23 protein-coding genes and 1 pseudogene are annotated in these 25,663 nt (G+C 62.8%); 7 read left to right on the forward strand and 17 right to left on the reverse strand.

The features are described from left to right. Positions 1 to 3 precede the first annotated feature (3 nt). Both NKH22_RS23720 and NKH22_RS23725 read left to right on the forward strand, forming a co-directional pair. Positions 4 to 246: a type II toxin-antitoxin system CcdA family antitoxin gene (locus NKH22_RS23720; RefSeq protein ID WP_023709715.1), complete on the forward strand. Its 243-nt coding sequence runs from the start codon at positions 4 to 6 to the stop codon at positions 244 to 246. Continuing rightward, positions 246 to 545 (forward strand): CcdB family protein, encoded by a 300-nt coding sequence (locus tag NKH22_RS23725; protein ID WP_352911215.1) that lies wholly within the window; start codon positions 246 to 248, stop codon positions 543 to 545. The genes NKH22_RS23720 and NKH22_RS23725 overlap by 1 nt, the downstream gene beginning before the upstream one ends. Before the next feature lie 26 nt (positions 546 to 571). Here the strand turns inward: NKH22_RS23725 and NKH22_RS23730 are convergent, their stop codons facing one another. Both NKH22_RS23730 and NKH22_RS23735 read right to left on the reverse strand, forming a co-directional pair. After that, the gene (locus tag NKH22_RS23730; RefSeq protein WP_352514810.1) at positions 572 to 2,233 is read right to left on the reverse strand and encodes a hypothetical protein; all 1,662 of its coding nucleotides are present in this window, start codon (positions 2,231 to 2,233) and stop codon (positions 572 to 574) included. A gap of 76 nt (positions 2,234 to 2,309) precedes the next feature. After that, a complete protein-coding gene (locus NKH22_RS23735) occupies positions 2,310 to 3,608 on the reverse strand; it encodes an adenylosuccinate synthase (protein ID WP_023684197.1) in 1,299 nt (432 codons plus the stop codon). Between the two features lie 208 nt (positions 3,609 to 3,816). On the opposite strand from NKH22_RS23735, the gene NKH22_RS23740 reads away from it, so the two are divergent. Next, on the forward strand, positions 3,817 to 4,722 hold the full coding sequence (locus tag NKH22_RS23740; RefSeq protein ID WP_352911218.1) for a DMT family transporter: 906 nt from the start codon (positions 3,817 to 3,819) through the stop codon (positions 4,720 to 4,722). A gap of 105 nt (positions 4,723 to 4,827) precedes the next feature. After that, positions 4,828 to 5,292 (forward strand): DUF2231 domain-containing protein, encoded by a 465-nt coding sequence (locus NKH22_RS23745; RefSeq protein WP_352911311.1) that lies wholly within the window; start codon positions 4,828 to 4,830, stop codon positions 5,290 to 5,292. Positions 5,293 to 5,356: 64 nt separating this feature from the next. Here NKH22_RS23745 and serA read toward each other — a convergent pair whose 3' ends face one another. The 5 genes from serA to glmM form a co-directional block, all read right to left on the reverse strand. Continuing rightward, a complete protein-coding gene (serA, locus tag NKH22_RS23750; RefSeq protein ID WP_023806564.1) occupies positions 5,357 to 6,958 on the reverse strand; it encodes a phosphoglycerate dehydrogenase in 1,602 nt (533 codons plus the stop codon). 58 nt (positions 6,959 to 7,016) lie between these two features. Then, positions 7,017 to 8,192 carry a phosphoserine transaminase gene (locus tag NKH22_RS23755; RefSeq protein ID WP_352911222.1) on the reverse strand — a complete coding sequence of 392 codons (1,176 nt, stop codon included), beginning with the start codon at positions 8,190 to 8,192 and terminating at the stop codon, positions 7,017 to 7,019. Between the two features lie 201 nt (positions 8,193 to 8,393). Beyond that, positions 8,394 to 9,254 (reverse strand): outer membrane protein, encoded by an 861-nt coding sequence (locus NKH22_RS23760; protein WP_352911225.1) that lies wholly within the window; start codon positions 9,252 to 9,254, stop codon positions 8,394 to 8,396. Positions 9,255 to 9,483: 229 nt separating this feature from the next. After that, positions 9,484 to 10,329 carry an outer membrane protein gene (locus NKH22_RS23765; protein ID WP_023711972.1) on the reverse strand — a complete coding sequence of 282 codons (846 nt, stop codon included), beginning with the start codon at positions 10,327 to 10,329 and terminating at the stop codon, positions 9,484 to 9,486. Between the two features lie 252 nt (positions 10,330 to 10,581). After that, entirely contained in the window at positions 10,582 to 11,934 is a 1,353-nt protein-coding gene (glmM, locus tag NKH22_RS23770) for a phosphoglucosamine mutase (protein WP_023688970.1), read from the reverse strand. Positions 11,935 to 12,277: 343 nt separating this feature from the next. On the opposite strand from glmM, the gene NKH22_RS23775 reads away from it, so the two are divergent. Together NKH22_RS23775 and NKH22_RS23780 are read left to right on the forward strand one after the other, a co-directional pair. Further along, entirely contained in the window at positions 12,278 to 13,273 is a 996-nt protein-coding gene (locus NKH22_RS23775) for a hypothetical protein (RefSeq protein WP_352911228.1), read from the forward strand. A gap of 240 nt (positions 13,274 to 13,513) precedes the next feature. Then, the gene (locus NKH22_RS23780) at positions 13,514 to 13,966 is read left to right on the forward strand and encodes a hypothetical protein (RefSeq protein WP_023688968.1); all 453 of its coding nucleotides are present in this window, start codon (positions 13,514 to 13,516) and stop codon (positions 13,964 to 13,966) included. Between the two features lie 73 nt (positions 13,967 to 14,039). On the opposite strand, the gene NKH22_RS23785 is transcribed toward NKH22_RS23780, so the two are convergent. Beyond that, positions 14,040 to 14,915, reverse strand: a complete 876-nt coding sequence (locus NKH22_RS23785; protein ID WP_023742246.1) for an NAD(P)-dependent oxidoreductase — start codon at positions 14,913 to 14,915, stop codon at positions 14,040 to 14,042. A gap of 28 nt (positions 14,916 to 14,943) precedes the next feature. Further along, a pseudogene (locus NKH22_RS23790) lies at positions 14,944 to 15,707 on the reverse strand (SDR family oxidoreductase). Between the two features lie 184 nt (positions 15,708 to 15,891). Between NKH22_RS23790 and NKH22_RS23795 the strand changes: the two are divergent. Then, entirely contained in the window at positions 15,892 to 16,260 is a 369-nt protein-coding gene (locus NKH22_RS23795) for a winged helix-turn-helix transcriptional regulator (RefSeq protein WP_352911231.1), read from the forward strand. Between the two features lie 66 nt (positions 16,261 to 16,326). Here NKH22_RS23795 and ftsH read toward each other — a convergent pair whose 3' ends face one another. The 8 genes from ftsH to tolQ form a co-directional block, all read right to left on the reverse strand. Further along, positions 16,327 to 18,252, reverse strand: a complete 1,926-nt coding sequence (ftsH, locus tag NKH22_RS23800; protein WP_352911233.1) for an ATP-dependent zinc metalloprotease FtsH — start codon at positions 18,250 to 18,252, stop codon at positions 16,327 to 16,329. Positions 18,253 to 18,355: 103 nt separating this feature from the next. After that, complete coding sequence (tilS, locus tag NKH22_RS23805) at positions 18,356 to 19,762, reverse strand: tRNA lysidine(34) synthetase TilS (RefSeq protein ID WP_352911236.1); 1,407 nt, start codon at positions 19,760 to 19,762, stop codon at positions 18,356 to 18,358. Between the two features lie 51 nt (positions 19,763 to 19,813). Next, complete coding sequence (gene ybgF / locus NKH22_RS23810; protein WP_023711976.1) at positions 19,814 to 20,896, reverse strand: tol-pal system protein YbgF; 1,083 nt, start codon at positions 20,894 to 20,896, stop codon at positions 19,814 to 19,816. A gap of 270 nt (positions 20,897 to 21,166) precedes the next feature. Continuing rightward, the gene (gene pal / locus NKH22_RS23815; RefSeq protein WP_023684182.1) at positions 21,167 to 21,673 is read right to left on the reverse strand and encodes a peptidoglycan-associated lipoprotein Pal; all 507 of its coding nucleotides are present in this window, start codon (positions 21,671 to 21,673) and stop codon (positions 21,167 to 21,169) included. Positions 21,674 to 21,922: 249 nt separating this feature from the next. Beyond that, the gene (gene tolB / locus NKH22_RS23820) at positions 21,923 to 23,227 is read right to left on the reverse strand and encodes a Tol-Pal system beta propeller repeat protein TolB (protein WP_023673841.1); all 1,305 of its coding nucleotides are present in this window, start codon (positions 23,225 to 23,227) and stop codon (positions 21,923 to 21,925) included. Between the two features lie 38 nt (positions 23,228 to 23,265). Continuing rightward, positions 23,266 to 24,423 carry a cell envelope integrity protein TolA gene (gene tolA / locus NKH22_RS23825; protein ID WP_023699374.1) on the reverse strand — a complete coding sequence of 386 codons (1,158 nt, stop codon included), beginning with the start codon at positions 24,421 to 24,423 and terminating at the stop codon, positions 23,266 to 23,268. A gap of 7 nt (positions 24,424 to 24,430) precedes the next feature. Next, on the reverse strand, positions 24,431 to 24,883 hold the full coding sequence (gene tolR, locus NKH22_RS23830) for a protein TolR (protein WP_023673843.1): 453 nt from the start codon (positions 24,881 to 24,883) through the stop codon (positions 24,431 to 24,433). A 9-nt stretch (positions 24,884 to 24,892) separates the two neighbouring features. After that, positions 24,893 to 25,603 carry a protein TolQ gene (gene tolQ / locus NKH22_RS23835; protein WP_023673844.1) on the reverse strand — a complete coding sequence of 237 codons (711 nt, stop codon included), beginning with the start codon at positions 25,601 to 25,603 and terminating at the stop codon, positions 24,893 to 24,895. Between the last annotated feature and the right edge of the window lie 60 nt (positions 25,604 to 25,663).

Raw genomic sequence — 25,663 nt, forward strand, 5'->3', positions numbered from 1 at the left:
TCCGTGCTTCAATCGACGCCAAAAACTCAGCGGGCCTCTGTCAACACGTCCATTGACTCTCAGTTGATCAAGGACGCCAAAGCGTTGGGCATCAACATCTCCCGCGCTGCCGAAGCAGGGATCGCGAAAGCGATTGCGGCGGAGAAAACGCGTCGATGGCAAGAAGAAAACAGGGAAGCCATCGAAAGCTCCAACGAATATGTCCGAAAGAACGGACTGCCATTGGCTAAACACCGGCCGTTCTGATGGCGCGTTACGATTTCTATCGGAGTACCGAGAGTGACGGTTATCTTCTCGACGTGCAGTCAGATATGCTTGAAGGGCTGAGCACGACGGTGGTCGTTCCTTTGATGCCGCCCGAGATTGCCCCGCTTCCTGGCCGCCGCCTGAACCCGGCCTTCGCTATAAACGGCAAAGATCTTGTGATGGTCACACAGTTTGTGTCGGCCTTCAGCGCGTCCGAATTGCGGATGCCAGAGGGAAACCTTTCTAGACATCACGACGACATCGTCGCCGCCCTCGACATGCTGTTCCAGGGCTTCTGAGCGAAGGCAGCCGCTACTGCCGCCCGTCAACCTGCCGTCTTGGCCTGCCAGGCCTTCAGCGCCTCGTCGAACACCTTCTCGCCCGGAATGCCCTTTTCCATGGTCAGCAGCGCCCGGCGTCCGGTCTTGTAGACCACCGGCACGTCGATCCAGTCCTGGCCTCGAAGCAAGGTCATATTGGCGTCCTCGTCGGCCTTGGTGTCGTTGAGCGCCACCAGGAAGAAGCCGTCGGCGATCTTGGCCGGAATGCCGATCAGCGGGCTGCCGGCATCCTGTTCCGAACTCTTCATGGCGACGCGCAGGATGTTGTCGACGCCACCGCCGTCAAAGCCCTCGGGCGTCAGGAAGATCATCTCGATGATGTGGCTGGCCGGCAGCGTCTGGTCGGTATTGCGGCGGATGGTCATGCGCAGCTGGATGTCCTTGCCGGGAATGGTCGCCTCGGCGCGGATCGCCGGCTCGGGCGGCAGGTCGCCGCCGGGCGATTCCTGCACCAGCGACCAGACGATGCTGCCGGGTTCGGCCGAACCTTGCGCGGTCGAGGTGCGTTCCTCGTAGAAGATCGCCTTCTGGCCGACCGCAACGGTCGGCGCGGGAGCGGCGGCCGCCGGCGCAGCGGGCGGCGTGCCGGCCGCGGGCGGCGTGGCGGCGGCATCAGCCGGTGCTGCCCCATTGGCCGGCGGAGCGGCGCCATCGGCGGGCGGCGTTGCCGGTGGCGTGGCGGAAGCGTCGGGCGCCGGCGTGGTGGGCGCGCCCGTGGCTGCGGCGTCGCCGGCCGGCGGGGTCGCAGGCGCTGGCGCCGCCGCAGGCGGTGCTGGAGCCGGGGGTGGCGGTGTGGTCAGCGCGGCGACGGACTCGCCCTCGCCGATGCCGCTTTGACCGGCCGCGGGACCGGGGTCGGTCTCACCGCCTTCGGGCGACAGGCGCTGGGTGAACTTCGTTCCCTCGCCGGCAGGAGCCGGTGCGGGTGCATCGGCCGCGGGCTTGGCCGGCGCCGGCTTTACCAGCGGTTCGGTCGAGACCGTCTTGGTGTCGCCGCCAAGGCCCAGCATCGAGCCAAAGGCATCCTTGTTCAGCCAGATGCCATAGCCGCCGCCGGCGACCACCAGAAGCGCGACGACAGCCGCGATCAACCCGCCATAGCTGCGCCTGCGCTCGGCGGGGCGCAGGCGTTGGAACGTGTCCGCCGCCGGCTGCTCGTCATTGGCAAAGACATCGGCGCTATCGTCGTCGGCGTCCAGCTCCGCGGCTTGCTTGTCGATGGTTTCTGCACGCGCCACAGGCGGAGGCGGTGTCGGAGCGGGCCTCTGCCAGCTCGGCTCTGTCCTGGTGGTCGGCGCCGGCTGCACGGGTTTCGCCGGCTGCCAGGCCGGCGCAGGCGTGGCGGAAGGCTTTACATGACTGGACTGGTTCTTGTTGCGGTCGATGGAGGAGAAGATGTGCTCCAGCTCCGCCAGTGGGTCGGATGCCGGCAGTGCCCTGGCATAGTCGCGCTCGACGCTCGAGATGGCATCTTCCAGGGATCGCTTCTGCGTGCTTATGGCTTCGGCGGCGAGCGGCGGCGAATACTCCGCAAGCTTCTTCGCCAGCATGGTACGAACGCTTTCATAGATCCGCGTACGCTTTTCGGGCGTTTCGTCGCCGTGCTTGTCGAGCGCCTTTTTCAGAATAGCAACGAAATCTGCCATGCTTCAGTCGACCTGTATTGTGTTTCCGCGCCGGCCCCCGCAAATCGGCCGCGATGCCCGGAAAGGCTTCAGAAAACTAGTCTTGAAACGGATCGGTCACAAGTATCGTGTCGTCCCGTTCCGGGCTGGTGGAAAGGAGCGCGACGGGTGCCCCGATCAGCTCCTCGATGTAACGGACATATTTGACGGCCTGCGCCGGAAGGTCGTTCCAGCTGCGTGCGCCGGCTGTGGTGCCTTTCCAGCCTTCGAGCGTCTCGTAGACCGGCTCGACACGCGCCTGCGCGCCCTGGCTGGCCGGCAGATAGTCGATCGTTTCGCCATCGAGACGGTAGCCGGTGCAGACCTTGATCTCATCCAGCCCGTCGAGCACGTCGAGTTTGGTCAGGGCGATGCCCTTGATGCCGTTGACGGCGACGGCCTGGCGCACCAGCACGGCGTCGAACCAGCCGCAACGGCGTTTGCGCCCGGTGACGACGCCGAATTCGTGGCCACGCGTACCGAGAAATTCGCCGATCTCGTTCTTCTGCTCGGTCGGGAACGGGCCTTCGCCGACACGCGTCGTATAGGCCTTGGTGATGCCCAGGACATAGCCGATGGCGCCGGGGCCCACCCCCGAGCCGGCGGCTGCCTGGCCGGCAACGGTGTTGGACGAGGTGACGAACGGATAGGTGCCGTGGTCGATGTCGAGCAGCGTGCCTTGCGCGCCCTCGAACAGGATGCGTTCGCCGGCGCGGCGCTTGTCGTCGAGGATTTTCCAGACGCGGTCCATATAGGGCAGGATCTCATCGGCGACCGAGGTCAGCTCGGTCATGATCGCCTCATGCGTGACTTCGCCATGGCCAAGCCCGCGACGCAGCGCATTGTGATGCGTCAGCAGCCTGTCGACCTTGAGGGGCAGCGTTTCCAAATCCGCCAGATCCATCACCCGAACCGCGCGCCGGCCCACCTTGTCTTCATAGGCTGGGCCGATGCCACGACGCGTCGTGCCAATTTTCGTCCCGGAATTGGAGGCGGCGTCCTCGCGGAATCCGTCCAGCTCCCGGTGCAGCGACAGGATAAGCGCGGTGTTTTCGGCTATTTTCAGGCGGTCCGGCGTGACCTCGACGCCTTGCGCCTTGAGTTTTGCCACTTCGGCGACAAAGGCGTGCGGGTCGAAGACGACGCCATTGCCGATGATCGACAGCTTGCCTTGCCGCACCACGCCCGACGGCAGCAGCGACAGTTTGTAGACCTTGCCATCGACGACCAGCGTATGGCCGGCATTGTGGCCGCCCTGGAAGCGCACGACCACGTCGGCGCGCTCCGACAACCAGTCGACGATCTTGCCCTTGCCTTCGTCGCCCCATTGCGAGCCGACGACCACCACATTGGCCATGTTTCTTTTCCCTTGAGATGCCGCCCTGGCGGCCTGGATATGGTTCGAAACGACAGGCCTCTATAGCGTCAAGACCTCGCAAGCGCGACCTTTCTTTGCCGTCGAAAATGCCCTGAGGCACAACAATTTTCGGCTTTGACATCATTTACTTGCGTCGGCGGGGGCAATAGGCCGGCAAACACAACTTCCCAGGCGGCCGGAATCCCGCATGCATCGACGCACCTACCTGTTCCTGCTGCTGACCACCTTGCTGTGGGGCGGCAATTCCGTCGCCGGCAAGCTGGCGGTCGGTCACGTCTCGCCGATGACGCTGGTCTTCCTGCGCTGGGTGCTGGCCGTCGCGATCCTGCTGCCGATCGGCTGGCGCACGATCAGGGAGGACTGGCCGGTGGTGCGCAAACACTGGTTCGTCCTGGCTGCACTTGGCGCCAGCGGCTTCACTCTGTTCAACACCATTTTCTACACCGCGCTCAACTACACGACGGCGATCAATGTCTCGATCGAACAGGCGGCGATGCCGGTCTTGATCATCATTGCCAATTTCTTCTTCTTCCGCCTGCGCGTGAGCTGGGCTCAGATTGCGGGCGTGGTGCTGACCATCTTCGGCGTCATCTTGACTGCCTGCCACGGCGATCCGCGCCGGCTGCTCACATTGGAACTCAATTTCGGCGACGCCATCATGCTGGTCGCGGTCGTCCTCTACAGCGGTTATTCGGTCGGGCTGCGGCTGAAGCCGGTGATGCGCTGGCAGAGCCTGATGTTGTCCCTGGCGATCGCTGCCCTCATCACCTCGCTGCCGTTCTTCCTGTGGGAGGTCGCCGCCGGCAAGGTTATCGTCCCCGATATCAGCGGCTGGGTGGTCATCGTCTATACCGCGATCGGCGCTTCGGTCATTTCGCAGATCACTTACATCAGGGGCAACGAACTGATCGGCGCCAACCGTGCCGGGCTGTTCATCAATCTGGTGCCGATCTTCGGCACGCTGCTGTCAGTGCTGATCGTCGGCGAGACATTCCAGCTCTACCAGGCGCTGGCGCTCGTCCTGGTGCTGGGCGGCATTTCGCTCGCCGAATACAGCGGGCGCAAGATGGCGGCACCGAACCGCCGCGGATAACATTTGGCTGCTGCCGCGCTGCGCCGCCGTCGCGATAACTGCTGCCGCGCGCCGACCTGGAACATTTTACCTCTGGCGGAGTTTGCTTGCGTGGGAGGCAACAAGATGAGCCATAACCCTCGCAGCACAGCAAGCATTGCCGGTCACCCCATTCATCCAATGCTGATTCCGTTTCCGATCGCCTTCTTTGTCGGTACCTTCGTTTGCGATCTGATTTTCTGGCAGACAGCCGATCCCGGGTGGGTCACCGGATCGCTTTGGCTTCTCGGCGCCGGCATGATCATGGGCGCCTTGGCCGCTCTTACCGGCCTGACGGATGTCCTCGGCGATGTTCAGATCCGCAATCTCACGACGGCATGGCTCCATGCCGGCGGCAACGTTCTCGTCGTGCTGATCGAGCTTTATAACTGGTACTCGCGTTATGTCGCTGGAGCGGCGGCCGTGATCCCGACCGGCTTTATCTTATCGCTGATCGTGGTTCTGGTCCTGCTGTTTACAGGCTGGAAGGGCTGGGAATTGGTCTATCGGCATCGCGTGGGCGTCTCCGACGGCTCAGACGAATTGACCTGAACCGGCCTCTGCGACGGCCGCCCCAACGATGGGGGGAGGACCGCCGCATCCGCCACGCCGTCAACTACATTGCGTTGATGTCGAACTGCAGCCGCTTGGCCGAGTCGATGGACTTGTGCGCCTTGACCTGTTCCAGCACTTTCTCCGGGAACGGCGCGTCGAGATAGAGCAGCGCGATCGCGTCGCCGCCCGGCCGGTTGCGGCCGAGCTGGAAGTTGGCGATGTTGACGCCGTTCTCGCCGCACACCGTGCCGAGCAGGCCGATAATGCCGGGCGCATCGGCATTGGTTGTGTAGAGCATGTGCTGGCCGACCTCGGCGTCGAGATTGATGCCCTTGATCTGGATGAAGCGCGGCTTGCCGTCGGAGAAGCAGGTGCCGGCGATCGAGCGCGTCATGTGCTCGGTCTTCACCGTCAGCTTGATGTAGCCGTCGAACACGCCCGACTTGTCGCGCTTGACCTCGGCGACGATGATGCCGCGCTCCTTCACCATGATCGGCGCCGACACCATATTGACGTCGGCGACCTGCGGCCGGATCAGTCCGGCAAGCGCGGCACTGATCAGGGCACGCGTGTTCATCGTCGCGGTCGAGCCATCGAACAGGATCTCGACCTCGTTGATCGGGTCCTCGGTGACCTGGCCGACAAAGGCGCCGAGCACTTCGGCGAGCTTGACGAACGGCTTTAGCCGCGGTGCTTCCTCGGCCGTGATCGAGGGCATGTTGATGGCATTCGAAACCGCGCCCTTGATCAGATAGTCGGCCATCTGCTCGGCCACCTGGAGCGCGACATTTTCCTGCGCTTCCGCTGTCGAGGCGCCCAGATGCGGCGTTGCCACCACATTCTCCATGCCGAACAGCGCGTTGTTCTCCGCCGGTTCGACCTCGAACACATCGACGCCGGCGCCCGCCACCTTGCCGCTCTTCAGCGCCGCGACCAGGTCGGCTTCGACGATGAGCCCGCCACGCGCGCAATTGATGATGCGCACGCCGTTCTTCATTTTGGCGATCGCCGCCGCGTCGATGATGTTGCGCGTCTTGTCGGTCAGCGGCGTGTGCAGCGTGATGAAATCGGCGCGGGCGAAAAGCTCGTCCAGCTCGACCTTGTCGACGCCGAGTTCCTCGGCGCGCTTGTCCGACAGGAACGGATCGAAGGCAACGACATGCATTTTCAGGCCGACCCCGCGCGTGGCGACGATCGAGCCGATATTGCCGCAGCCGATGACACCCAGCGTCTTGCCGGTGATCTCGACGCCCATGAAGCGGTTCTTTTCCCATTTGCCGGCATGGGTCGAGGCATTGGCCTCCGGGATCTGCCGTGCGAGTGCAAAGATCATCGCCACCGCATGTTCGGCCGTGGTGATCGAATTGCCGAAAGGCGTGTTCATCACGATGATGCCCTTGCGGCTCGCTGCGGGGATGTCGACATTGTCGACACCGATGCCGGCGCGGCCGACGACCTTGAGTCTTGTCGCTGCGTTGATCAGTTTTTCCGTGACCTTGGTCGCCGAGCGGATGGCAAGGCCATCATACTGGCCGATGACTTCGAGCAGCTTTTCCTTGTCCTTGCCGAGATCGGGCAAATAGTCGACCTCGATGCCGCGGTCCTTGAATATCTGGACGGCGGTGGTGGAGAGTTTGTCAGAGACGAGAACGCGGGGCGCCATGGCGGCCTCCTTGAACTGGATTGTCGGGAAAGGGCGGCCCGCAGGCCGCCACGAAATCTCAGGCTGCGGCCTTCAGCGAAGCCTTCTGCGTGGCGAAGGCCCAGTCGAGCCAAGGCAGCAGCGCTTCGAGATCGGAGGTCTCGACTGTGGCGCCGCACCAGATGCGCAGACCGGGAGGTGCGTCACGATAGGAGCCGATGTCGTACGCGACGCCTTCCTTGTCGAGCACAGAGACGATCGCCTTGGCGAAAGCCGCCTGCCCGTCGGCGTCGAGCGCCGCGACATCGGCGTCGGTGAAGGACAGACATACGGACGTGTTGGACCGTGTCGCCGCATCGACCGCGAGATGGCCGAGCCAGGACGACTTGTCGACAAAGCCATCGAGCACGGCGGCATTGGCATCGGCTCTGGCAATCAACGCATCGAGACCGCCGATCGACTTCGCCCAATGAAGCGCATCGAGATAGTCCTCGACGCACAGCATCGACGGCGTGTTGATGGTCTCGCCGTTGAAGATGCCTTCGATCAGCTTGCCGCCCGAGGTCAGGCGGAAGATTTTCGGCAGCGGCCACGCCGGCTTGTAGGTTTCCAGTCGCTCGACGGCGCGAGGCGACAGGATCAGCATGCCGTGTGCGCCCTCGCCGCCCAGCACTTTCTGCCAGGAGAAGGTGACGACGTCGAGCTTCTGGAAATCGAGCTTTTGCGCGAATGCCGCTGAGGTGGCATCGCAGATGGTCAGGCCCTTGCGATCCGCCGGTATGAAATCGCCATTCGGCACGCGCACGCCTGAGGTCGTGCCGTTCCAGGTGAAGACCACATCGCGGTCGAAATCGATCTTGGTGAGATCCGGCAGTTCGCCATAGCCTGCCTCGACCTTTCTGATATCGGCGAGCTTCAGCTGCTTGACGACATCGGTCACCCAGCCCGAGCCAAAGCTTTCCCATGCCACCATGTCGACACCGCGTTCACCGAGCAGCGACCACAGCGCCATCTCGACAGCACCCGTGTCCGACGCCGGCACGATGCCGATACGGTAATCGGCCGGAACCTGGAGAATCTCGCGCGTCAACTCGATGGCCTGTTCGAGCTTGGTCTTGCCGATCTTGGCGCGGTGCGAACGGCCGAGCGCAGCATTCTTCAGCGCCTCGACCGACCAGCCGGGGCGTTTTGCGCAGGGACCTGAGGAGAAATTGGGGTTTGCCGGACGGAGTCCGGGCTTCGTATGCGTCGTCATCGTGGTCTATCCTTCCAGATAGTGGCCCCTCGTTGGGGAGGGGTGGCCCACGGACGGCGATATGCGTTCAGCCCTCAGGCGTCAAGAGGAAAGTTTTTGTCGCTGACAAGATAGAAGCAGTCCGGGATCAGGATTTCGTGAGCCCAAACGCAAACGGCGGATCGAAGAGATCCGCCGTCGGGTTTCGTATCTGCAGCCAGCCTACCAGAGGTCGTAGCGCAGCCCGAGCTTGACCGTCTGATAATTGATGCCCTTGTGGATGTTGAAGGCGCCGCTGTCATAGGCGACGTATTTGCCCTCCGGCACCGAGAAATATTCGTAGCCAAGGTCAACCGACACGTTCTTGGCCACCTGATAGGAAAGGCCGGCACCGATCGAATAGGCAAGGTTGAATTTGCCCTCCTTATCCGTTGCACCCTCGTAACCGGCCGGATCGTCACAAGAGAACCCGCCCGTGCCGGACGAATTGGGGGCCACTTCCACGCAATCCTTCGCCCCAATGCTCCTGTAATATTTATTGTATGCGACACCGATCCCTCCGCCAAGATATGGAGTGATCCCAACATAGGTGCCGAGATCGACATAGCCATTGGCCATGATGCTGTAGCCTTTGTTGGAAGCATTGTCGGAAAGATCGCATGCCTGCGTAGCCGCGACGGAATTGATGGTGCCAAAACCGTCGTCCACAAGCGTATGGCCGTCGCAAGTGGCTGCCAACTTGGCGTGTTCCCCGAATTTGTCGGTCGGAAGAATCCCGCCGTTCAGCTCGACCCGAAGATAGTCGTTGACATGATACCCCATACCGAAACTGCCTGTGAAAAGGCTGCTCTCATCGGTAAAGCTGTTAAGCGGGCCGGTTGTCGCTTCCTCATGCTCGAAGGGATGGCTGAACGCGTAGCCGACATCGCCGCGCAGATACCAGCCCGAGCCGACCTCGACCGGTTGATAGTCCGGCGCCTGATCGACATAGATCGGCGGATCGTAGTCCGCGGCTTGCGCCGGCGTCAGCAGCGCAAGTGCGAGTGCGGCAAGTGCCGGCGCTGTCAGCAATTTGAAATTCATGGGTCCCCGGCTCCTGAAATTGGCGCTCTTCATTTTGATCGCAAGCGCCGTTTCAGTGGGCATTGTTAACCATAGTGGTTAAGTGCGGGTTAAGGATAACGCGACGTTACCGATTTGATTTCGATAGGCTTTCTCTCCGCACGCCGCGGCCTGGAAGTGCACCGCAATCGGCAAACAAAAACCGCCCGGCATGGCCGGGCGGTTCGCAAATTCCTGGATTTCGAAGCGACTACTTGGTGTAGACCGGCTCCGGTTCGGGAACGTAGGGCTCCGGCGGCGGGGCGCAGTCCGACCGGCCGAACTGGTAGCGCAGGCCGCCGCGCACTTCGTGCACGTTGATGCCGCGATCGAAGCCCGGGCCGACATCGCTGTCGGAGGCGTAGTTGAACATCTTGCCACCATTGATGTGGCTGTAGCGATAGCCGAGATCGAGCTTGACCCGGTCGGTCAGGCAGTAGGAGGCGCCGGCCATGAGGGCATAGGCAAAGCGCCAGCCCTTGCCGCCGCTGTGCTCGAAGGAGCCATCGAGATCGGTATTGTGCAGCGTATCCCACTTGACCCAGGCACCACCGATGCCGGCGCCGACATAGGGCGTCACGCCGTGCCAGGTGCCGATATCGACATAGGCATTGGCCAGGAGCAGCATCGCCGAATAGGACGATGTGTCGACGGAGGTACAAGCTATGCCGCCGCCGCAGAAACCATTGGTCGAGCCGCGGAAATTGGACTTGCCCATCCAGTCGAAGGTCAGATCGGTGCGGAAGTACCGGTTGACCTGGTAACCGACACCGGCGCCGGCCGAAAAGGAACTCTTCAACTTGCCGGAGGCGAACGAACCGGGGAGTTGGGGCGGTGCCGGGCTGTAGGTGGTGTAGTCACCACCGCGGAACTTCGACCAGTGATAGTCGATATCGCCGCGGATGTACCAGCCGCCGAAATCGGCCGGCTGTTCATAGGCGATCGGCGCCGGCGCCTCTTCGACCACTGGCGGCTCCGCCAGATCGGCGGCGAATACTGGCCCGGCCACGCCTGCGAACAGCGCGGCTAGGAAAGCCCTTTTTGCTGTATTGAACATGTTTGTCACCCCTGAGAACCCGTCGGAACTTTGAATCCGCTCGAATGTGTTTGACCTCAGTTGTGGATAATGAATTGCAAAAGTTAAAAGGCGTTTAACCCTGTCAATTAACCACGAATTCTCGACATTTTACCAAACGGCCTCCGCCGGCATGACGCTGGGACCAACCCTGGCCGAAACAAAAAGCCCGCCTGCAGGCGGGCTTGAAGTCTTGAGCCGGCAGTTCGCCCCTGCCCGTCGGAGGCAGCGCAATCAGGCGGCGCTGCGCGTTTCCGAGATGATGTCGACGATGTCGTTGACCACGGCCTCGACCAGCTGTGGGTCGTCGCCCTCGGCCATGACGCGGATCAGCGGCTCGGTGCCCGAGGGCCGGATAACCAGGCGGCCGGCCTTGCCTAGACGGTTGCGCGCATCTTCGATCGCCGCCTTGACTAAGGCTTCTTCAAGCGGCTTGCCGCCGGCGATGCGGACATTCTTCAACAGTTGCGGCACCGGCTCGAATTTCTTCGACAATTCGCTGACCGGCCGGTTCTGCCGCTTGATGCAGGCCAGCACCTGCAGAGCCGAGACCAGCCCGTCGCCAGTGGTCGAGAAATCGGACAGCACAATGTGGCCCGACTGCTCGCCGCCGACATTCAACCCGTGCGCGCGCATATGCTCAACGACATAGCGGTCGCCGACCTTGGTGCGATGCAGCTGCAGCTTCATGTCGCCAAGGAAGCGTTCGAGGCCGAGATTGGACATCACCGTCGAGACGACGCCGCCGCCGGCCAGTCGCCCGCTCTGGTGCCAGGACTCGGCGATCAGCGCCATGATCTGGTCACCGTCGACGATGGCGCCGTTCTCGTCGACGATGACGACACGGTCGGCATCGCCGTCGAGTGCGATGCCGATATCGGCGCGCACTTCATGCACCTTCTTCTGCAGGCCGGCCGGATGGGTCGAGCCGCATTCCTTGTTGATGTTGAAACCGTTCGGATCGACATTGATGGCAATGACCTCGGCGCCCAGTTCCCAAAGTGCGGCGGGCGCCACCTTGTAGGCTGCGCCATTGGCGCAATCGACGACGATCCTGAGACCCGACAGCGACATCGAGCGCGGCAGCGTGCGCTTGGCGAATTCGATGTAGCGGTCATGCACGCCGTCGACGCGCTTGGCGCGGCCGAGCCCGTCGGAATCGGCGAGCGCCAGTTCGATATCCTTGTCGAGCATGCTCTCGATGCGCTCCTCGATCTCGTCGGAGAGCTTGTAGCCATCGGGACCGAACAGCTTGATGCCGTTGTCGTAATAAGGGTTGTGCGAGGCCGAGATCATGACGCCGATATCGGCGCGCAGCGAGCGCACCAGCATGGCGACCGCCGGTGTCGGGATCGGGCCGAGCAGGAACACATCCATGCCGGCCGCGCACAGGCCGGACACCATGGCGTTTTCGATCATGTAGCCGGACAGCCTGGTGTCCTTGCCGAGCACGACGCGGTGGCGATGGCTGCCGCGCTGGAACGACAGGCCGGCGGCCATGCCGACCCGCATCGCGATCTCAGCCGTCATCGGAAACTTGTTGGCGCGCCCGCGAATGCCGTCGGTGCCAAAATAACGTCCTGCCATGCTTGCCAGAATCCCCGTCGGTTTTCAGCCGGCTCGTAATGCCACAATTGGTCCGAGCCCGACTATCACATTGTGTGATTGTATATTACCAATTCTTAGAAAATCATTGTAGCAGGCTGTTCGGAGCGTTGGCAGCGTATCATGACACGGTGTTGCCGCAATATAACATTCACACTGGGCCACACTGCGCAGATTGGGCCGGTAAGCCGGACTGTTGGAGGGGCAGATCGCAAGGGTCCATCACCTTATCGGGAGAACGCCGTTTAGCATCTGGCGCAGCCTAGCGTTGAGAGCTATTGATTGACACAGATACAACCTATGGGCGCAGCAACGGGAGAACGCCATGCTCATCCACCGACTTGCAACTTTGACGGGTCTTGCCGTCGCAACCTTGTTCATGGCGGCGCCCGCCAGCGCGCTGACCATGGCCCAGTGTAGTACCAAGTATAATGCCGCCAAGGACGCCGGCACGCTGAACGGGCAGACCTGGAATCAGTATCGGAAGGCCGAGTGCGGCACCGACGCGGCGGCCACCACCGAGACCGCAAAGCCGGCGGCCAAGAAGGCCGCTGCGGCCAAGACGGACACGACCAAGGCCGCCGCTGCTGATGATGGCGCCAAGGGTCTGACGGCCAAGGAATGCAGCGCTAAGTACCAGGCTGCCAAGGCCGCCGGTACGCTCAATGGCGCAAAGTGGAACGACTTCCGCAAGACCGAATGCGCCGCCGGCGCATCCGCCGCGGCAGAACCGGCCACGACCAAGGCCGCAGCCACAACCGACGATGGCGCCAAGGGCCTGACGGCCAAGGAATGCGGCACCAAGTACCAGGCGGCAAAGGCCGCCGGCACGCTGAACGGCGTGAAGTGGAACGACTTCCGCAAGGCCGAATGCGCCGCCGGGGCCTCGGCCGCGGCAGCACCCGCCAAGGCAACCACCAAGGCAGCTGCCGACAGCAGCGGCAAGGGCCTGAGCATGGCCGATTGCAGCGCCAAGTACCAGGCTGCCAAGTCTGCCAATGCGCTGGGTGGCAAGAAGTGGAACGACTTCCGCAAGGCCGAATGCGGCGCCGGCGCAGATGACGACGACACCGTGCCGGCTCCGAGCGAGGCGACCTATACCAGCGAGCCCGAGAAGCCCTCGGTCAGCGCTCCCAAAGGTGTCAAGTTCCCGGCCGCGATCTCAAAGAAATACGCCGGCGAGACGCCGGCCAAGGGCCGCATGCATACCTGCCTCGAGGTGTATTATGCCAACAAGGACGCCAACACGCTGAATGGCCTGCGCTGGATCCAGAAGGGCGGCGGCTTCTACAGCCTCTGCAATGCCAAGCTGAAGAGCTGATCCCGTAGCCGTATTCTCCAGACAATGGCCCGCGTATCGCAGCATGCGCGGGCCTTTTGTCGCGCTCGAACACACCCGGCGTTGCTCGCGTCTACATACCGCGGAAGCTGTCGGCATCATCTATTCGCCCACACTGCCCACCGCCAGACATATCGGTGGTTCGCAAAGACTCCAATTGAACATATGCAGAACAAATGGTATACAAAAGCACATCGAACTTTTGTCAACCAGGAGGGTCTTATGTCCAGATTGAAATTGGCGGCATTGGCTGTGACGGCATGGATTGCGTGGAGCGTCGCCCCTGCAAGCGCACTGACGATGAAGGAATGCGGCGAGGCCTATCGCACAGCCAAGGAAGGCGGCACTCTGAACGGCATGGATTGGACCGCTTTCCGCACCGAGAAATGCGCGACGTCAGCTGCGGAGAGTGCCAATGCGGATGCGGTCAAAACCGAGCCGCAGTCGCAGAAGGAAACCAGCGCGGCGGTCGCCCCCGCTGTAGCGCCGACGGGCGTGACATTCCCGACCACCCTCGCCGCCGAATTCAAGACCGAGAAGCCCTCGAAGGCGCGTATGAAGACCTGCCTGCAGGGCTACCACGGCAACAAGGACGCGGGTACGTTGAACGGCCTTCGCTGGATCCAGAAGGGCGGCGGCTATTACAGCCTCTGCAACGCCAAGCTGAAGAGCTGATCGACCAGCAGCGTTTGAAGATCGAAGGCCCCCAACCGCAAGGTTGGCGGGCCTTCTCTTGGGTCTTGCCCCGTCAAGCGCCTTGTTTCGAGAGCTGGAGCAGTGCGACCAGGCTTGTAAGATCGGCATTGGCCTGGCCGGCAGCCACCCCGCGCTTCATCAGGCTTTGCATCGGCAAGACGAGTTCGGTGCTGACATCAGCCGACCTGCTGGCATCGATAAGATTGACGTAGGCATCAGCCTGCATGCCCAGGTTGGAAACGACATTGCTGGTGTGATCGCCACTGTCGATCTGTTCCGCCCACTTCGGCAGCAGGCCTTGCATCGACTGAAGCCAGGAGGCCAGCAGCGGCATGAACTCGCCGGCCGGGATCCCTGCTGCGCCCGTCAATGCCAACGCCTGCAGAACGCCCGCGAACATGCCGTACATGCCGCTCAGAAGCGAGATATCATAGAGCGGCGCGAGGCAAGCATCCTCACCGAGGAATTTGCTGGTGCCGAGCGCTCCGAGCTGCCCCGAACAGGCATCGAACGCCTGGCGCGAACCGCTGTAGAGAATCAAGGCGTGCGGCCCGCCGATCATCGGCGGCACCGCCATGATGCCGCCGTCGATGTAGCTGGCGCCCTGGCTCACCGCCCAGGCCGATATCGCCCACGCCTGCTCGGGCGTGCCGTTGGTGAGATTGACCAATGTGCGGCCCGACAGCGCGTCTCGGCTTGGGCCGAGCACCTCACGAACGGTGTCATAGACAAGCAGGCACGCCACGATCAGTGGACTCGATCTGACGGCTTCCTCGACACTCTTGGCCACAATGGCGCCCTTGGCTGCCAAAGCCTCAGCCTTTGCCGGAGAACGGTTCCACACCGTTACCGCATGTCCCTGGTTCAGAAAGGCTTCGGCAAGCGCAGTGCCCATGGCGCCGAGACCGATTACTGTTATGTCGCTCATTCTGCTTCTCCTTGGTTTGGTTGCGCGGTTACGCCGGTGTCGGGGTCAGGTCCTGGCCAAGGCCACCGTCCACGGTCAGCCGCGCGCCCGTGGTGAAGGTCGCGTCGAACGCCAGGAACAGCACTGCGCGCGCCACCTCCTCCATCGTGCCGTGGCGCTTCATCGGCGTGACCGCGTCGCCGATCGCCATGAAGGCGGCCCGCTCCTCGGCCGAGGCGTCGGCCACACCCATCGTCGGCGTATCGATAAAACCAGGGCTGACCACATTCACGCGGATCCGGCGCGGCAGAAGCTCGGCGGCCAGGACCTTGGCGAAGGCGCGCAGTGCCGCCTTCGATCCGGAATAGACGCTCATGCCGCCAGTGCCGGTTCGTCGGCGATCGACGAGGTGAAGACTATGGCGCCACCATCCCTGATGAGGGGCAGCAGGCGCTGCGCGGTGAAGAAAGCGCCTTTGGTGTTGATGTCGAAGGTGCGATCGTAACTGTCCTCGGTGACCCGCTCCACGGGTTCGAGATTGGCCACCCCGGCATTGACGTGAAGGAAGTCGATCTGGCCAAGCTTCTGCCCCACTTCGGCACCGAGCGTGACGATATCGGCCATGTCTGAGATATCGGACCGCACGACATGAGCTCGCGAAAGCAGCTTGGCTCGCGCGGCCTCGATGTTGCGCTGGTCGCGGCCGGTGACCAGGACCTCGGCGCCGCTTTCGATCAGGGCTTCGGCAACGGCGAGCCCCATGCCGTGCGTCCCGCCGATGACAACGGCCTTCTTGTTTGCGTATCGTGTCATGATCCATCCCTTTTTGACAAATCCGGCCGCCGACGGCCTTTGCAGGTCGAAGCGAGGTACCGATATGGTGTTGTGGTGTTCGCCGATGCCGGCGAGCTGGTTTGAAGCTATGGACCGGCTTGGTTTTTCTCAAGTACCGACAAAAATGTAAGCTACCCACCGATTGCTCAGAATTGGATGAAACATGGGAAAGAAACAGCCAGATAGTTGCGGATTGGGGCCGGCGCTGGAGGTCATCAGCGGCAAATGGAAGGCGCTACTGCTCTGGCAGATTCACAAGGCGCCGGCACGATTCGGTGAGCTGAAGCGGCTGGTGCCTGACATCAGCGAAAAGATGCTGATCCAACAGCTGCGCGAAATGGAGGCCGACGGCATCGTCCATCGCGAAATCTTTCCCGAGGTGCCGCCGAGGGTCGAATACTCGATTACCGAATTCGGCATCGAGCTGGACAATGCCCTGATCCCGCTGGCCAGATGGGGCAAGCAACATGCTGGCCGGACTGACGGTGTGCGCCCCGGCAAAGCAAATGCATCCATCCCGCATGCTATTTGAGAGACCCTGAATAGCAAAACGCCGCGGATTGAGCCGCGGCGTTTTCTTGCATCAAGTGATGTCAGCTCAGCTCGACGGCTGAGGCTCCATGCCGCCTTCGGGCTCGGGACCCTTCTTGCGGCGGCCGGACTTCGGCACAGCCGAGCCGCGGCTTGTGGGGGTGTCATCCCCCAAATCTCGCGCGGGCTTCTGCCCGGCGATCAGCTGCTTGATCTCTTCGCCCGAAAGCGTCTCGTATTCGAGCAGGCCCTGCGCCAGAGCGATCCATTCCTTCTTCTTCTTGGTCAGGATGGACTTGGCCGTGACATAGGCCTCGTCGATCAGCCGGCGCACTTCGGCGTCGATGATCTGCGCGGTCTCTTCCGAGACGTTCTGCGTGCGCGCCACCGAATGGCCGAGGAAAACCTCTTCCTGGTTGTCGCCATAGGCGACATGGCCGAGCTTGTCGGAGAAGCCCCAGCGCGTGACCATGGCGCGCGCCAGCTTTGTCGCCTGCTCGATGTCCGAGGACGCGCCGGAGGTGATGTTCTCCTTGCCGAACTTGAACTCCTCTGCGACGCGGCCGCCCATCATGATGGCAAGCCGCGAGATCATGTATTTGTAGCTCATCGAATAGCGGTCGCCTTCCGGCAGTTGCATGACCATGCCGAGCGCGCGACCGCGCGGGATGATGGTCGCCTTGTGCAGCGGATCGGCCGACGGCACGTTGAGCGCCAGGATGGCGTGGCCGGCCTCGTGATAGGCCGTGAGTTCCTTTTCGGCCTGGGTCATGGCCGACGAGCGGCGCTCGGCGCCCATCATGATCTTGTCCTTGGCGTCCTCGAACTCGGCCATGGTGACAAGGCGCTTATTGCGGCGCGCCGCCATCAGAGCGGATTCATTGACAAGGTTCATCAGGTCGGCGCCCGAGAAGCCCGGCGTGCCGCGTGCGATCACCTTGAGGTCGACATTCGGTGCCAGCGGCACGTTGCGCACATGCACCTTGAGGATCTTCTCGCGGCCGACGATGTCGGGGTTCGGCACCACCACCTGGCGGTCGAAGCGACCCGGACGCAGCAGCGCCGGATCGAGCACGTCGGGCCGGTTGGTGGCGGCGATAAGGATGATGCTCTCGTTGGACTCGAATCCGTCCATCTCGACCAGCAGCTGGTTCAGCGTCTGTTCGCGCTCATCATTGCCGCCGCCGAGGCCGGCGCCGCGATGGCGGCCCACAGCGTCGATTTCGTCGATGAAGATGATGCAGGGAGCATTCTTCTTGGCCTGGTCGAACATGTCGCGGACACGGCTTGCGCCGACGCCGACGAACATCTCGACGAAGTCGGAACCCGAAATGGTGAAGAACGGCACATTCGCTTCGCCGGCGACGGAGCGGGCGAGCAGCGTCTTGCCGGTGCCGGGAGGTCCGACCAGAAGCACGCCGCGCGGGATCTTGCCGCCGAGGCGCTGGAACTTCTGCGGATCGCGCAGGAACTCGACGATCTCTTCCAGATCTTCCTTGGCCTCGTCGACGCCGGCGACATCCTGGAAGGTGACGCGGCCATGCGCCTCAGTGAGAAGCTTGGCCTTCGACTTGCCGAAACCCATGGCGCGGCCGGAGCCGGACTGCATCTGGCGCATGAAGAATATCCACACGCCAAGGATCAGGAGCATTGGCAGGTAGGAGATTAGATAGCTGAACAGCGAGTTGGAACCGTCCGACTCAGGCCGCGCATTGATTGTGACGTTCTTGTCCTGCAGCCGCGAGACCAGCTGCGGATCGCCAGGCGAATAGGTCTGGAAGCCATTGGCGTTGTCGGCGTAGGTGCCCGTGATGCGGGCGCCGGCGATGACCACCGTCTTGACCCGGCCGGCCGCGACCTCTTGCAGGAACTGCGAATAGGGAACGTCGGTCGAGGCCCCGCGAGTCTGCGGCGTCTGGAACAGATTGAAGAGAGCAATGAGCAGGACCGCTATGATCGCCCAGAGCGCGAGATTGCGATAATTCGGATTCATCAATTGTCCCGTTGGTGCCCGCTGGGACACGCGTCATGAGAGGAAACTTGCGCCTAACATAGGGAGAGCGCCCCCCCTTGCCAAGCATAACAGCACGTCTGGGTTAAGCTTTCGCGCCATGATCAACCGGCACTGTGGCGGCCAAAGGGCAAGCCGAGACAGGCGGTGCGCCGATCAACTCGGCCACGGCCTGCGCCAACACCAGATCGAAGCACGGCAGAAAACGGGCAAAGGGCGCAACGGCGGGACTGACGGCGATTGCCGCCGCCGCCGCTACATCCCCTGCAAAACCAAGGCATTCGCCGCCGCGCCATAGCGCCGGTTCCGCAGCCAGGGCGGCGCGCACAAGGCTTGGCGGCGCGCCATCCCCGGCAATCGGCGTTTTGGCGGCGGCAGCAGCGCCAAGCGGCGCGATCAACCATGCACCCGAACTGTCGCCCAATGTGATCGCCCCGGCTTCGATGTCTGGCGTGATCCGCCGGCGACCGTCCCAAAGCAGAGTGCCAGCTATCGGCGCGGAACGCGGCAGGTCGCGCGATTCACGGCGCAGGAAGATGCCGTTTCGCCTGATTTCGACGACCGCCCGCGACAATGTGGCGCAAAGCCGACCGGCCCGCATTTGCTCGAACAGCGCTTCGCCGCGCGCCTGGTCCGGCAACAAGGCGGTGCCGCCCGTCGCCGCCAGCAGGACACGCAGCGCATAGACCGCGGCTCGCGTGTCGTCAGCTTCGGCAAGACCGGGATCGAGACGGATGAGACCCCTCGCCGGCCGGCTGGCAAATTCACCGATCAGGGCGGCGGCGCGGCGACCGAGTTGTTCGCGCTCGCCGGCGGCCCGCCTGGCCAGGCCGATCGCTTCGGCAAAACGCTGCCCGCTCCGGTCTTCGCCGAGCACGGCGCGGATGCGCGGGCGTTCGAAATTCGTGTCGATGTTGGTCGGATCCTCAACCCAGCCGACATGTTCGCACTGCAGGAAGGCGCGCAACGCCGCGCGCCGCGCGCCGAGCAGCGGCCGCGCGATCCAGGTCCGCCAGTCATAGAGAGTGGCAGGCGCCATGCCGGCCAGACCTCGGCCTGCAAGCTCTCGCCCATCATTCCGCGCGGCTCGCATCAGGACGGTCTCGGCCTGGTCGTCGGCGGTGTGGCCGGTCACGATCACACCAATGCCTTGCGCCTGCGCTGCCTCGGCCAGCAACCGGTAGCGCGCCTCGCGCGCCGCCGCGGGCAGGCCGGCCGACGGCTTGGCGCCGGACCAGTTGAGTGTCCGGTGCGCGATGCCGCGCTCGGCACAAAGCTTTGCCACGCTGCGCGCTTCGACTGCTGCTTCCGGACGCAGGCCGTGGTCGATCGTCACCGCCAGCAGCCGGGCTGTCGGGGCGCTGCGGTCGAGGTGAGCCTTGAGGAGAAGAAGGAGGGCGGTCGAGTCGCTGCCGCCGGATACGGCCGCAAGTGCGCCGTTGGTAAAGTCGATCTGCGAAAAATTCGAAAGGTCAGGCTCGGTATCGAGCATCAGTGCATGTCGCGTAAAAGTGGTCCCGGTTCTGGGACAACACGGCAAAGACTAGCACGCCGCCAGCGCCCTCTCCTGCTTGACGCGTTCCTTGAGCGCGGCCGAAATATCGGGATAGCGCTTGCCGATCTCGCCGAAGGTGGCGCAGGCGACATCCTTCTGCTTGAGGCCGACCAGCGACACGCCAAGCTTCAGGAGCATGTCAGGCGCCTTCTTGGCCTTCGGATAGTCCTTGCTGGCGGAGAGGAAAACCTCGGCAGCGTCATGATACTTCTGCTGGCCAAGCAGCGATTCGCCAAGCCAGTAATGCGCGTCCGCCGCCTTGGCGTCCTTCGGGAAGCGGGCGATGTGGTCGCGAAAACCCTGCTCGGCGGTGCTGTAGTCGCCCGACAGGATGAACTGGTAGGAGTTGCGGTAGATCTCTTCCGGGTTGTTGGTGGCAGGCAGCGCCGCCACCACCGTGCCGTCCGACTTGCCGGTCTTAGCCCCGGCAGCCGGCGCCTCGGCGGCGGGAGCCGCACCTTCCGCCGGCGCCGCTGCCTGCGTGTTGCCGCTGGCGTCGATTACATTGCCGTTCTTGTCGACGGTGATGGTGCCGAAGGTCTTGGGCGGCGTGCCGTTGATCACCTTGCCGGGATCGCCGGTCTGCGATTCGACGATGACCTCGCCGACGCTCTGGCCGCCATCCGACTGCGCGCCGGCATCGGCCGGCGCCTGGTCTGCCGGGGCCTCGGCGACGCCGGTGCCCGCGCCACCGTCCTGCGGCGCGGCCTCCGATTTCTTCTGGGCCGGCGGCTGCCCGCTGGAGCCGCCTTCCAACTGCTGGAAGCGGAACTCGTTGTCTTCCTGCTGCTTGCGCATCTGCTCCTGCATCTGCAGGATCTGGAAGTTGAGTTCCTCGAGCTTGCCGTTCATCTGCCGGAGCTGATCTTCCAGCCCCGCGGCGGCGGTGCCGTCCTGCTGCTGCGCGATCTGTTGCTGCTCCGGCTTCTCCTTCTTGCCGAAAATGCCGAGCGTCGGCAGATGGAAGGAAAAGCCGCTATCCGCGGGTTGTCCGGTGCCGCTCGCAGAAGCCGCGAAGCCTGATACGAGCAGCAGCGCAAGCGTGCCGCTCAAGACCGATCTGAAATGCATGTGCCTCTCGCCGTGAATATCGTGAGCCTGTTCGCGCCTTCCGATCACAGTGGGACCGGCACGACGCCCTCGGTTCTTAGCAGGAGGCGAGACTTCGGCCAAATTTTGTTTCCGGGTTTGTTTCCGGGGCCGAAACTGAAAAAGGCGGCCACAAGGCCGCCTTTCGCATGGAGGTGTTGCAATTATGCGACACAAGCAATTCCAGGAAAAGTGTGAAACGGTTTTCCGTCCGGAATTGCGGAAGAAGAAGGCGCGCCGCCGTCTTACTCATCAGGAGCCGGCGCCGGAGAGCGTGGTGACGGCGCGGCGATTCTGCGACCAGCAGGAGATGTCGTCGCAGACCGCGACCGGACGTTCCTTGCCGTAGGAAATCGTCTTCAATCGGCTCGCCGAGACGCCCCTGGCGACCAGGAAGTCGCGAGTGGCGGCGGCGCGGCGGGCGCCGAGAGCCAGATTGTATTCACGTGTGCCGCGTTCGTCAGCATGGCCTTCGACGACGATGGCGTACTGCTTGTACTGGTTGAGCCACTGTGCCTGCCGCGACAGCGTCGTCTGCGCATCGGCGCGGATCGCGGTCGAGTCCGTGTCAAAGAAGATGCGGTCGCCAATGTTGACGGTGAAGTCCTGCGCCGAGCCCGGCGTTGCGGCACCCGCGCCATTGAGACCGAGATCGGCAGCGTTGTTCGGGGTTTTCTTCGAGGCGCAACCGGTGATGGCGAGCATCGCGATCAGGGCGATCATCGCCGGGTTTCTGGTAAGTGCTGCGATACGGCCCATGCCGCCTCTCCTTCGTATTCGAGTGATCGTATTTCGAGTGATTTCGTTGATCACCCAGTAACCACGTTTGGGTTAACCGGCATTCAAGAAATACGGTTAATGTTTGGTTTCGATCGTCCGTCCACGACCTTCAAATCCACGGTCACAGTTGGCGCGGACCCTAGGCGGAAATGCGGCCGAAACGCGACTAATGAATGGAAAAGGGGCCAAACGGGCCCCTTTTTAGCAGGTGTGGCAATTCGGCCGAAACTACTCCAGCAGCGGCGACCAGGCGGGATCCGACGCGAAATTCGCGGTCGGGATCGACTGTTCGTTGCGGCCGGTGAGATCGACGGAAACCAGTTTTGGGCCGCCGGCGGAGTCGCGGAAGAACATCAGCACGCGGCCGTTGGGCGCCCAGGTCGGTCCCTCCTGCTGGAAGCCCGAGGAGAGGATGCGCTCGCCCGAACCGTCGGTCTTCATGACGCCGATCTGGAATTCGCCGCCGGTCTGCTTGGTGAAGGCGACGAGGTCGCCGCGCGGGGACCACACCGGCGTCGAATAGACGCCGTCGCCGAACGAAATGCGGGTCTGGCCCGAGCCGTCGGCGCCCATCACATAAATCTGCGCACGGCCGCCACGATCGGAAGTGAATACCACCTTGCTGCCGTCGGGCGAATAAGAGGGCGAGGTGTCGATGGCGGTCGAGTTGGTCAGCCGGGTGGTCGAGCGGCTTCGCAGGTCCATGGCGAAGATGTTGGAATTGCCGTCATCGCGCAGCAGGCTCATGATCACCTTCTGGCCGTCGGGCGAGAAGCGCGGCGCAAAGGTCATGCCGGGAAAGTTGCCGACCAGTTCGCGCTGCCCGGTCTCGATCTGCAGCAGATAGACCCGCGGCTGGCCGCTTTCATACGACATGTAAGTGATTTCCTGCCGGTTGGGCGAGAAACGCGGCGTCAGCACGATCGAGCGGCCATCGGAGAGATAGCGCACATTGGCGCCGTCCTGGTCCATGATGGCGAGCCGCTTCTTACGCGCATTCTTGGCGCCGGATTCGTCGATGAAGACGACGCGTGTGTCGAAATAGCCCTTCTCGCCGGTGAGCTTCTCATAGATCGCATCGGCGATGATGTGGGCGACACGGCGTTGATTTGCGTCGTTGGCGAAAAACTGCTCCCCGGCTATCTGCTGGTTGCCAAAAATATCCCATAGTCGGTACTGGGCGCGGATTCGGCCGTCCGCCTCCTTGCTCACGCTGCCGGTGACCAGCGCCTGCGCATTGATCACCTTCCAGTCGTCGAAACGGGGCTGCGCATCCGGATTGGCGATCTTCTCGATGAAGGCGTTCTTGTCTATCGGTGCGAAGAGACCGGAGCGCTTCAGGTCGGCGGTGACGATCTCGGAAATCTGCGCGCCGAGCCCTCCCTGGAAATCTGGGATGGCGATCGGCATCGGTTCGACATTGCCTTTGTTGACGTTGAGCTCGAGGGTTGCTCGAGCAGGCAAGGTGACGACGGCGTTCATGCCCATCGCCATCGCGGCGACCATCAGGAGCGGCTTGAGGATGGATTTCATGTCTTCTCGCTTCTCTTGCTGATTTCTGGGTGCTCAGGCTACAGGCCAAGCATCGCTCTGGGATCGAAGTTGACGCGAACGTCGGACCAAATGTCATGCTTTCCGGCGGGCACCTGCAGGCCGGCGACATCGCATTTCTGCACAGCGCGAACCGCGCTGCTGTCGAACTGGGGGTTGCCGCTGGACTTCTCGACGGTCGGACGGCCCTCCAGCTTGCCGGAGGCATCCAGGCTGAAACGGATCACCACGGTGAAATCCTCAGAACCCTCAAGCCCAACCGGGAGGGTCCAGCAGCCACCGAGTTGTTCTTCCAATGCCCCTTGCTCGGACTTCGACAGCTTCTGGCCTTGATCCTTGTCGCCGCCTAGCGATGCCTGTTGGGTCGAGCGCTTGGCGCCGCCGCCGGATGGCTTCTGCTTGTCGAGCAAAGCCTTGATGTCAGCCTCATTGAACTGCTTGTCATCCGACTTCGGCTTCGACGAGGCTTCCTTGACTGGCTTGTCAGCGTCCTTGCGGTCCGGTGCCTTCGCGCTTTCGGCCTGCGCCGGCTGCGGCTTCGGCCGTGCTTCGGGAGCAGGAGCGGAAGTCGGAAGCTGCGCTTCTTCCAGAGGCTGCTGATCCGATATGGCTTCGGCGACCGCATCGGGCTTCACGCGTGGCTTCGGCTCTATGGCGGCGGTCGTGTCCGGCTGCGGTGTTGGTGCAGGCTCCTTCACCGGGGTCGGCTTCGGTTCAACCTGCTTCACCGGCTCGGGCTTGACCTCTTCCTTCGGCTGCGGCTCCGGCGCCACCTCCGTCGCAGGTGTCGGCTTCGGCGCTTCCTTTGGCTTCGGCGTGTCCTCGGTCTTCGGCTTTTCGGTCGGGGTCGGCGCCGGAGCAGCCGTCGCTGTTTTCTCCACCGGCTTCGGCTTGGGCTCGTCCGTCACCGGCTTGTCGGTATCAACGCTGTTCTCGCCGATTTTCTGTGCATCTGGCACGATGTCGGGACGCTTGGTCGGCATCGGCGCCGGCTTTTCGTGCATCACCGCCTTCTTGTCGCCCTGCAGCGTCTGCGCAATGGCTTCCATGGGAACGATGTCGACCGCTATCGACTCCACATCCGTGGACGGCAGCGCGGCCGGCGCCGACAGGGTGAACAGGCCGAAAGCCAGTGCCACCGTATGCAGTATCACCGATGTGGTGAGGCCGGTCTTCATCGTGCGTCTACTGATCCTGTTGCTGCAGTGAAATCAGGCCGATATTCTTGTAGCCGGCGGCCTGGATGAGGGCCATGACCTCCATCGCGGCGCCATAGTTGGTCGCCTTGTCGCCGCGGATGAAGATGCGCTCTTCGTAGCCGGTCTTGGAAATCGCCTGCAGTTTGGCGACCAGCTCTTCCCTTGGGATTTCGGTCTCCTGCAGGAAAATCTTGCCGGCCGCGTCGATCGAAACGGTGATCGGCTGGGTGTCGGCGTTCATAGCCTTGGCCTTCGTCTCCGGCAGGTCGACCGGCACTCCGACCGTCAACATAGGTGCGGCGACCATGAAGATAATCAAGAGCACCAGCATCACGTCGACCATCGGCGTGACGTTGATTTCCGACATCAATGCATGGTGGCGGCCGCGCCGCCTGTGTCCGCGCCCGCCGCGTCCTGCCATGCCAACCGACATACCCATCTTCTTACCTCAGCCCTTAGGCGCTACTTTTTCATCGATTTGGCGCGAGAGTATGGCGGAGAACTCATCCGAGAACCCTTCCATCCGCACCGCGATCTTGTTCGCGTCGGATGACAGCTTGTTGTAGGCGATAACCGCCGGTATGGCGGCGAGAAGACCGATGGCCGTCGCCAGCAGCGCTTCGGCAATGCCGGGTGCAACAACCGCGAGACTGGTGTTCTTCGAACCGGCAATCGCCTGGAACGAGGTCATGATGCCGATGACGGTGCCGAACAGGCCGATGAAGGGTGCGGCCGAACCAGTGGTGGCGAGAAAGCCGAGACGGCCCTCCAGCTTCTCCATCTCGCGCGTCAACGCCAGGTCCATCGCCTTGTCGATGCGGGTCTGCAGGCCGAGCGGCGATTTGGCCCCCTTCTCGAAGCTCTTCTTCCATTCGCGCATGGCCGCAACGAAGATCGCACCCATGCCCGTGGTCTTGCGGTCGGCAAGCGTGCGATAGAGCTCTTCCAGCGACTGCCCCGACCAGAACACCTGTTCGAAGCGATTGAGCGACAGACGCATGCGGGCATAGCTGACCAGCTTGTCGACGATGATCGCCCAGGTCCAGACCGAGGCGCAGAGCAGACCGATCATGACCAGCTTGACCACCCAGCTGGCCTGTGTGAACAGCGCCCAAATCGACAATTGCGCTGCCGGATCGGCGAGTGCGGTAGTTTCCATGCTTCAGTCCTTAAGATTTTCCGGGCATCGCTGGCGGCTGGCCCATGGGCATCCCTTGTG

Origin of the sequence: Mesorhizobium sp. M1252 (assembly GCF_040318265.1) — a bacterium.
Taxonomy (GTDB): Bacteria; Pseudomonadota; Alphaproteobacteria; order Rhizobiales; family Rhizobiaceae; genus Mesorhizobium.

Excerpts from the sequence above, each read along its gene's own strand:
- NKH22_RS23765 (WP_023711972.1), bottom strand. The coding sequence starts at position 10,329 with ATGTTCAATACAGCAAAAAGGGCTTTCCTAGCCGCGCTGTTCGCAGGC.
- NKH22_RS23760 (WP_352911225.1), bottom strand. The coding sequence starts at position 9,254 with ATGAATTTCAAATTGCTGACAGCGCCGGCACTTGCCGCACTCGCACTT.
- tolA (WP_023699374.1), bottom strand. The coding sequence starts at position 24,423 with ATGAAGACCGGCCTCACCACATCGGTGATACTGCATACGGTGGCACTG.
- NKH22_RS23795 (WP_352911231.1), top strand. The coding sequence starts at position 15,892 with ATGGGAAAGAAACAGCCAGATAGTTGCGGATTGGGGCCGGCGCTGGAG.
- NKH22_RS23755 (WP_352911222.1), bottom strand. The coding sequence starts at position 8,192 with ATGACGACGCATACGAAGCCCGGACTCCGTCCGGCAAACCCCAATTTC.
- NKH22_RS23725 (WP_352911215.1), top strand. The coding sequence starts at position 246 with ATGGCGCGTTACGATTTCTATCGGAGTACCGAGAGTGACGGTTATCTT.
- tolB (WP_023673841.1), bottom strand. The coding sequence starts at position 23,227 with ATGAAATCCATCCTCAAGCCGCTCCTGATGGTCGCCGCGATGGCGATG.
- NKH22_RS23785 (WP_023742246.1), bottom strand. The coding sequence starts at position 14,915 with ATGAGCGACATAACAGTAATCGGTCTCGGCGCCATGGGCACTGCGCTT.
- ybgF (WP_023711976.1), bottom strand. The coding sequence starts at position 20,896 with ATGCATTTCAGATCGGTCTTGAGCGGCACGCTTGCGCTGCTGCTCGTA.
- tolR (WP_023673843.1), bottom strand. The coding sequence starts at position 24,883 with ATGGGTATGTCGGTTGGCATGGCAGGACGCGGCGGGCGCGGACACAGG.
- NKH22_RS23730 (WP_352514810.1), bottom strand. The coding sequence starts at position 2,233 with ATGGCAGATTTCGTTGCTATTCTGAAAAAGGCGCTCGACAAGCACGGC.
- tilS (WP_352911236.1), bottom strand. The coding sequence starts at position 19,762 with ATGCTCGATACCGAGCCTGACCTTTCGAATTTTTCGCAGATCGACTTT.
- NKH22_RS23780 (WP_023688968.1), top strand. The coding sequence starts at position 13,514 with ATGTCCAGATTGAAATTGGCGGCATTGGCTGTGACGGCATGGATTGCG.
- NKH22_RS23735 (WP_023684197.1), bottom strand. The coding sequence starts at position 3,608 with ATGGCCAATGTGGTGGTCGTCGGCTCGCAATGGGGCGACGAAGGCAAG.
- NKH22_RS23740 (WP_352911218.1), top strand. The coding sequence starts at position 3,817 with ATGCATCGACGCACCTACCTGTTCCTGCTGCTGACCACCTTGCTGTGG.
- pal (WP_023684182.1), bottom strand. The coding sequence starts at position 21,673 with ATGGGCCGTATCGCAGCACTTACCAGAAACCCGGCGATGATCGCCCTG.
- NKH22_RS23745 (WP_352911311.1), top strand. The coding sequence starts at position 4,828 with ATGAGCCATAACCCTCGCAGCACAGCAAGCATTGCCGGTCACCCCATT.
- glmM (WP_023688970.1), bottom strand. The coding sequence starts at position 11,934 with ATGGCAGGACGTTATTTTGGCACCGACGGCATTCGCGGGCGCGCCAAC.
- serA (WP_023806564.1), bottom strand. The coding sequence starts at position 6,958 with ATGGCGCCCCGCGTTCTCGTCTCTGACAAACTCTCCACCACCGCCGTC.
- tolQ (WP_023673844.1), bottom strand. The coding sequence starts at position 25,603 with ATGGAAACTACCGCACTCGCCGATCCGGCAGCGCAATTGTCGATTTGG.
- ftsH (WP_352911233.1), bottom strand. The coding sequence starts at position 18,252 with ATGAATCCGAATTATCGCAATCTCGCGCTCTGGGCGATCATAGCGGTC.
- NKH22_RS23775 (WP_352911228.1), top strand. The coding sequence starts at position 12,278 with ATGCTCATCCACCGACTTGCAACTTTGACGGGTCTTGCCGTCGCAACC.